This window comes from Micropruina sp. (assembly GCF_047607385.1).
In the GTDB taxonomy this organism is placed as follows: Bacteria; Actinomycetota; Actinomycetes; order Propionibacteriales; family Propionibacteriaceae; genus Micropruina.
In genome coordinates, this window is sequence record NZ_JASGDE010000044.1 from 1 (window position 1) to 7,459 (window position 7,459).

5 protein-coding genes are annotated in these 7,459 nt (G+C 70.2%); 2 read left to right on the forward strand and 3 right to left on the reverse strand.

The window, feature by feature from the left end; all coding sequences use genetic code 11:
• Window positions 1-341: 341 nt before the first annotated feature.
• The 3 genes from QM582_RS04750 to QM582_RS04760 form a co-directional block, all read right to left on the reverse strand.
• On the reverse strand, window positions 342-1,550 hold the full coding sequence (locus QM582_RS04750) for a glycerophosphodiester phosphodiesterase (RefSeq protein WP_415082212.1): 1,209 nt from the start codon (window positions 1,548-1,550) through the stop codon (window positions 342-344).
• A 182-nt stretch (window positions 1,551-1,732) separates the two neighbouring features.
• A complete protein-coding gene (locus QM582_RS04755; RefSeq protein WP_415082214.1) occupies window positions 1,733-3,445 on the reverse strand; it encodes a DUF6297 family protein in 1,713 nt (570 codons plus the stop codon).
• A complete protein-coding gene (locus QM582_RS04760; protein ID WP_415082216.1) occupies window positions 3,442-4,104 on the reverse strand; it encodes an ABC transporter ATP-binding protein in 663 nt (220 codons plus the stop codon). The genes QM582_RS04755 and QM582_RS04760 overlap by 4 nt, the downstream gene beginning before the upstream one ends.
• A gap of 461 nt (window positions 4,105-4,565) precedes the next feature.
• Here QM582_RS04760 and QM582_RS04765 point away from each other — a divergent pair, with 461 nt between their 5' ends.
• The gene (locus QM582_RS04765; protein ID WP_415082220.1) at window positions 4,566-5,390 is read left to right on the forward strand and encodes a demethylmenaquinone methyltransferase; all 825 of its coding nucleotides are present in this window, start codon (window positions 4,566-4,568) and stop codon (window positions 5,388-5,390) included.
• The gene (locus QM582_RS04770) at window positions 5,390-7,048 is read left to right on the forward strand and encodes a TM0106 family RecB-like putative nuclease (RefSeq protein WP_415082218.1); all 1,659 of its coding nucleotides are present in this window, start codon (window positions 5,390-5,392) and stop codon (window positions 7,046-7,048) included. Before QM582_RS04765 ends, QM582_RS04770 begins: the two co-directional genes overlap by 1 nt.
• The last annotated feature ends 411 nt before the right edge of the window (window positions 7,049-7,459 follow it).

Consider the following 7,459-nt stretch of genomic DNA (forward strand, 5'->3'; position numbering starts at 1 on the left):
GAAACGGGCTCACAAGCCTGATCCTACCGACCAATTAGTGCCCCACACACCCCACCCGAACAGCTCTGACAAGGCACAACGCCGCCGAAATCCGACAAATCAGGCCGAGAGGTCCAACTCAGGCACGACATCGCCTGCGGTAACGCACATCGCCTGCGCAGGAACGCGGGCGATGTGTGTTTCCGCAGGCGATGTCGGTTCGGGTCCCAGTCCAGCCACGGTGTCGCTCGCTCCCGGTGACGAGATCGAGCAGGTCAGGCCGACCTGAAACCGGCCGGTGCGCCCGCCCATCGCCGACTGGCGCCGCCGGGGCCCTCACATCGCCGCCCGAACTCGTCGACTCAGAAGGTCAGGGTCCGCCAGCCGACCACCTGCACGGTGACGGTCGCCGTCGCGTCCGTGGTGTAGATCCGCAACTGGTTGTTGTCGCCGATGGACTGGGACACCGTGAAGCTCGCCGACCCTTTCGGCAGCTTGAGCACCACATCGTCGCGGTTCGCCATGTTGGGCCCGCCGATCCGCAGGACGCCCTTCTTGTCCGCCCCGGTGACAACCACCGCCAGCCGGACGTCCACCAGGCGTTCGCGCGCCGCCATCGGCACCGCGTCGCCCAGCACCACGGGGTACTGGCGACTATTCGGCGTGAGCGTGGCCGACAGCACGGTCTGCGGCGGCCGCTTCGTCGTCGTGACCCGTCGATTCGCGAGCAGCCGCGAAACATTCGTCGATCGCAGCAGTCCGATCGTCGCAGCCGGGGTGTCGGTAGTGATGTAGCGGGATCCCGCATCGACGGCGTACCGGAGTCGCTGATCATTATCGATGCCCCACAGCGTCACCCCCATCGAATATCGACGAGGAAAACGCACCAGGAAAAGGTCGGCCCGGGAAGCCGGAATCGAGTATTCGACGATGCCCAGACTGGCGGCCAATTTGATCCGCTTCAGGCTCGGGGCAACCTCACCAGCCGCCACGCGGATCGTCCGCATCGCCCGATGCGCGACGGGCGCGACCACCGTCCACTCCGCACTGGATAGGCGGGTACGTTCGACCAGCTTGTACCGCTTCAACGCCGCCACCACCTGGCGGGTGAGGTCCGCCAGGCTGTCGTCGGTCTCCCCGGGGGCGCGCTTGATGTCGACCATCAGCGACTGCTTGGCCTTCTTGACCAGCGACAACGCGCTGTCGAACCTCGGGATCGGCTCACCCCAGCAACGGATCGTCGACAGAGCCGGCCACGGCGTCTCGGCGATGCCCACGCCCGGGGTGTCGCAGGCGTTTCCGGTGGCCGCGTCGTGATGCAGCACCAGCACGCCGTCGGACGTCCGGCGAACATCGATTTCCAACTCACCGACGCCGAGGCCGATCGAGCTCCGCAGCGCCGACAGCGAGTTCGGCGGCGAACCACCTCGGTGTGCTTGGACGATCGGCATCCGCGGGACGGCGGGTTTCGACGCGCGGGAGACACCCTCGGCAGGGGTCGCGGACATGATTGCGGACATCGCCATTGCCACAATTGTGACGATGAGAAGGCGCGATCGGGGGCGGGACATTTCGGTCTCCTCGAATGTCCGGAGCTCGGGGGTGAAGGGCCTCCGGACAATCGCATACTAACCCAACGTCCGCCCGCGACATCGCCTGCGTTCGAGCACATCGCCTGTGTTCGTACGCAGGCGATGTGCTTTATCGCAGGCGATGTCGAGCTGAGTGGGTGCCGGGCCAGCCCGACCAGCCGTCACCGGCTCGGGCGCTGCACCTTGATCTTCTGCCCGGACGTCTTCTTGGCGGCTTCCCGCTCGCGGTTCAGCGCCTCCTGCTGGGCCTTCATCTCGTCCATGTTGAAGGTGCCGCGCAGGAAGACGAACGCCACGCCGGCCAGCGCGAACGACCACAGCGGCGAGCCGCCGAGCATCACCGGCGCGGTGATCAGGGCCACCATGTCGATGCCGCGGAACAGGTTGAAGATCAGTCCCGGCGGGACCGCACCCGAGGCGGTGGCGACCATCGGGGTGTTGAAGTCGGCCTTCTTCGCCGTCACCCAGCGGACCGCGCCCAGCCAGCCGGCCAGCCCGGTGACCAGGGCGGTCGCCACCCCGTCCAGCACCGAGCGCTCCACGCCGGCGGAGGTGATCCCGACGAACGCGGGGACGGTGGCGATCTGCCAGATCAGCGCCAGGAACAACGGGACGATCATCGCCGCCGTGCGCACCTGGGACGTCCGGAACGGGAACAACCGGGCCAGCCCGCCGGTGCGGGTCAGCACCCGCAGCGTGGACAGGAACGGCACCAGCACCACGACCAGGATCAGCCCCGACACGAACGGGTTCACCGTGGTCAGGCCGAGGGCGTCCAGCGCGTACGGGGCCACCACGGACGCCGCCAGCGGCACCAGCGGACGCGGGAACCGGCGCAGCCGCTGCAGATCGCGCCAGAGCAGCGCCTGCAGGCCCTCACCGCGTCCTTGGGTGGGGGTGACGTGGCCGCGCTCGACGGCCGCCCGCTCCACCACGATGTCGCGGATCAGTCCGAAGTCGAGCGCGTACATGGCGCCCTGCATGCCGGCCACCAGGGACCCACCCGAGACCAGCCGAGCCCGCCGGATCAAGTTCAGCCGGCGTCCGGCGGCGATCAGCTCGATGAGCAGCACCAACAGGCCGAGGGCTGCGGCGCCGGCGGGCACGATCGCGGTGATGCCGGTCGGCAGGTCCAGCGCCAGCCAGCCGGCGGCCACCGCGACGGTGAGCAGCAGGGTGGCCAACGCCAGGGTGGCCAGCAGGGTCTGCACCACCCGGGTCACCCGGGTGCGTTCCCGGGTCTGCTCGGCGGCGGCGAAGGCGGTCACTGCGGCGGCACCGAGGCCGTCGGCGAGCGCCCACAGCCCGATCTCCAGCGGGCTCGACCCGCTCAAGGCCGCGGTCAGGCCGCCCAGCACCGCAGCCAGGACGCCGGCGGCCGCGGTGGCCAGCGCGAACCGCCCGGACAGCAGCCGGGAACGCTCGATCGGGGCGTCCATCAGCCAGAAACCCTCGGCGGCCGAGACCAGCACCGGTCCGAACAGCCGGGCAACACCCAGTGCCAGGCCGAGCACCGAGAACCAGATCGCCCAGGGCACCAGGGTGCGGGCCGAGATGCAGGTGGCCGCCGAGCAGCTGGCCATCGTCGACTGCGCCCGGACCACCAGGTTGGTGATCATCGCGCCGATCATCAGCACGCTGAAGATGGCCACGTAGGCGTCCTGGATGGCGTCCATGATCGAGCGGGTGGCACGGCCGTGCCGCCACTGCTTCATGGTGTCGTGCAGTTCGCGCTCGTCGACCGGCTCGGGTTCGGCGTCCGGCAGGAACCAGAAGCTGTGCTCCAGTTCCGGTGCCGGTGCGGGAGCCGGCTCCGGCTTCGCGGCGCCGGACGCGGCCGCGGAGCGGATCAGCTTGCGGGACTTCTTGCTCACGCGTCGACCTCGCCGACCACGGCGTCCGCACCGATCCGGACCACCCGGGTGGCCACCATGTCGACCAGCTTGGGTTCGTGGCTGGCCAGCACGATGGCCAGGCCGCGGCCCCGTTCGGCGGCCAGCCGGGCGGCCAGCCAGTCGACGCCCTCGACGTCCAGGCGCTGCTCGGGCTCGTCGAGCACCAGCAGCTTGCGCGGCCGGACGAAAGCGGTAGCCAGCGCCAGCCGACGGCGCTGACCCGACGACAGCGTGCCGGGCAGCTGACCGGACTGCGGGACCAGCTGCACCTCGTGCAGCACCTCGTCGACCGCGGTCTCCGGATCGGGGACGCCGTGCGCCCGGGCCAGCAGGTCGAGATGTTCGACCACCGACAGGTCGGGGAAGAAGTCCAGGTCGTCGATCACGGTGGCCACGTCGCGGCGCACCTGCGGGTTGGTCTCGCTCATCCGGACGCCGTTCACCTCGACGGTGCCCTCGTCGGGCGTGTCGGCGCCGACCAGGCAGCGCAGGATCGTCGACTTGCCGGCACCGTTGCGGCCGGTGAGCGCGATCGCCTCGCCCTCGCGGACTTCGAGGTTGAAGTTGTCCACGATGGTGACCGGACCGAACGACTTGCTGAGCCCGGCCACCTTGAGCACTGTGCTGCGTTTGGCCATGATCAGGATTCTCCCCCACAACCTGGGCCCGGCCCGAATCGGGCGGACGCGTGGACCGTGCGGATCCCCGATGCGAGACCCGGGAGCCGGGACGTGGGAGGGATCCGGGGCCGGGATGACCGCCGGGGACCCGGCGAGCCGGGATGACCTACCAGGGATCCGGTGGGGCGGGATGACCTACCGCAGGGCCGGGCACACCGATCGCGCGATCGACCACAGCTGGCAGGGTACGCGTCTGCTTTCGGGATATTTCCCGAAAGCAGCGGCAGTACCCGAAAGCTGTGGTGGATCGCGCGATCGTGGGTGAGGCCTGGGGCTGAGCAGAGGGCTGGGGCTGAGCAGAGGGCTCGGGCTGAGCGGAGGGCTCGGGCTGAGCAGACGGCTGGAGCTGACACAGAGGCCTCGGGCTGGGCAGACGGCTGGAGCTGAGCAGAGGGCTGGAGCTGACCTGAGGGCTGGAGCTGAGTAGAGGCCGCGGAGCCACCGTCGAGCCTGCAGCCGGGCGCGCCGGGCACCTGCCCGGACGACCTGAACACCCACCGCGAAGCAAGGTGTCAGCCCGGCGTGGCAGGCTATGCGCCGTGGGTGAACTGCGAGGGGCACGGGCGACGCTGGCCAAGCGTCGCGCCGAGGTGGCGGAGATGTTCGACGGTGTGGCGGCCCGGTACGACCTGGTCAACGACGTGCTCACCGGCGGTCTCGACCGCAGCTGGCGGCACGCCGTGGTGGCCGCGGTGGCGCCCCGCTCCGGCGAACGCATCCTCGACCTGGCCGCCGGCACCGGCACCTCGTCCAAGCCGTTCGCGGAGGCCGGCGCGCTGGTGGTGCCGGCCGACCTGAGCCTCGGCATGCTGCAGGTGGGCAAGCAGCGCCAGCCCGAACTCGCCTTCGTGAACGCCGACGCGCTGGCCCTGCCGTTCGCCGACGGCGCCTTCGACGCGGTGACCATCTCGTTCGGGCTGCGCAACGTCGAGGACACCGCGGCCGCGCTCGCCGAGCTGCGCCGGGTCACCCGGCCCGGTGGTCGGGTGGTGATCTGCGAGTTCAGCACGCCGTCCTGGGCCCCGCTGCGGTTCGCCTACCACCAGGTGGCGCTGCGGGCATTGCCCCTGGTGGCGCGGCTCACCGCGTCCAATCCGGTGGCCTACGACTACCTGGCCGAATCGATCCGGGCCTGGCACACCCAGCCGCGGCTGGCCGACGCCCTGGCCGCGGCCGGCTGGCGCGACGTCGAGTGGAAGAACCTGAGCGGGGGCATCGTCGCGCTGCACCGCGGCCGCGCCTGATGTTCACCCTGGACGCCTACGCAGCGCGCAGTTGTCCGGTCAAGACCCACAACGCGTTCCATCCGGGATTGACCCTGCCCGAGGCCGATGAGGGCCTGCGCGAGGTCTTCCACGGCGGCGTGGCGTTCGAGGCCGAGGTGCTGGCGGCGTTGCTGGCCGGCTTCGACGGTTCGGTCTTCGACGGACGGGAGCTCGCCGGGCTGCCCAGCGGCGAGCAGGAGCGGGCGGCACTGCAGGCGATGCGGTCCGGGGTCGAGGTGCTGATCGGCCCGCTGCTGCCCCGCGATCCGATGGAGCACCGCAGCGGACGCCCCGACCTGCTGCTGCGCGACCAGGCCGGGGGCTATCACCCCGGCGAGATCAAATTCCACCGGGTTAGCGACCCGCGCGGCGGCGGCTCCACGCTGACCTGGTCGGCGTTGTCCGACCCGTTGCGGCGCCGGGTGTTGGAGGGGCACCGGTTCCGCTACACCTGGCGGCTCAACGACCTGCTGCAACTGGCGCACTACCAGCGGATGCTGCTGCGGCTCGGGCTGGCGGCGTCCGAACCGTTGGCGGCGGTGGTGGGCAGCGACGAACTGCCGGGGCTGGGCCGGGTGCTGTCCTGGGTCGACCTGGGTGCGGCGGTGCTGCCGCCCAGCCCGCGGACGCCGCCCGATCCGGCGCAGGTGTCCGCCCTGCGGCGCTACGACGCCGAGCACGCCTTCCGGGTCGAGATCGCCGAGACGGCGTCCGCGCTGTCGCCGGACGATCCGCCGGCGCTGCTGCCGATCGCCAACCGGGAATGCGGCTGGTGCCAGTGGTGGGACGTCTGCCGTCCGCAACTGGACGACGACGATCTCAGTCTGCGGATCTCGAAGTCACCGCTGGACGTGCACGAGATCCGGGTGCTGCGCGATCTGGGGGTGGCGACGGTGGCCGAACTGGCCGCCTGCGACCTCGACGAACTGCTGCCCCGGTACCTGCCCCGGATCACCCACCGGGTGGGCGCCGAGGAGCGGCTCCGGCTGGCCTGGCGGCGATCGGTGCTGATGGCCCGCGGAGTGGACTTCGACCGGGTCACCGAGGGCCCGATCGAGTTGCCCCAGGCGCCGATCGAGATCGATCTCGACATCGAAACCTCCTCCGACGACCGGGTCTACCTGTGGGGCTTCCTGGTCGACGACGGCTCCGGGCGTCCCTGGTATCGGCACTTCAGCGCCTTCACCGACCTCGACGACGACGCCGAACAAGCCCTGGCGGATGCGGCGATGCGCTGGCTACGCGAGACCGTCGGCGACCACGACGCGCTGGTCTTCCACTACTCCGACTACGAACTGATCCGGATGCAACGACTCGCCGACGCCACCGGCAGCGAGCCGCTGGCCTGGGCGCTGGACTGGGCACGGCAACATTTCGTCGACCTGTTCACAGTGATCCGCACCCACTTCTTCGGCACCCAGGGGCTCGGGCTCAAGGTGGTGGCCAGCAAGGCGGCGGGCTTCTCCTGGCGCGACGCCGCCCCGGGCGGGCTGAACAGCCAGAGCTGGTTCACCGAGGCCGTCACCGGCGACACCGAGGAACTCCGCACCGCCGCCCGCCGCCGCGTCCTGGAATACAACGAGGACGATGTCGAAGCCACCTGGCACGTGCGCCGGTGGTTGCGCTCCCCGGACTGAGGCGTTCGTCCGGGCACGGCACCTCCGGGGACGGTTCTCGCTGGTTGGGGACGGTTCTGCACGGTTGACTTTCGACCGTCCGGGGACGGTCCTCAACCATCGGGGACGGTTCTGCACGGTTGACTTTCGACCGTCCGGGGACGGTCCTCAACCATCGGGGACGGTTCTGCACGGTTTGACTTTCGAACGTTCGGGGACGGTTCTGACAACGGACCACCGACCACACCGGTCCCGAAAATTGGCGGAGAGCCGGGTCGTGGACGACTCCTCCCAGTAGTCCGCCCGACCCGGCTCAATCCTGCCCTCGCCACCACCAACAAGATCCCCCCAGATCCCTTGCTCGTTTCCGTGGCCCCCCCGAACCCGTACTCCGAACCCTGCCAGCGTGGCGGCTGCGCCCCCGCACAAGAA

Coding starts and splice junctions, on each gene's coding strand:
- QM582_RS04750 (WP_415082212.1), bottom strand. CDS start 1,550: ATGTCCCGCCCCCGATCGCGCCTTCTCATCGTCACAATTGTGGCAATG.
- QM582_RS04760 (WP_415082216.1), bottom strand. CDS start 4,104: ATGGCCAAACGCAGCACAGTGCTCAAGGTGGCCGGGCTCAGCAAGTCG.
- QM582_RS04770 (WP_415082218.1), top strand. CDS start 5,390: ATGTTCACCCTGGACGCCTACGCAGCGCGCAGTTGTCCGGTCAAGACC.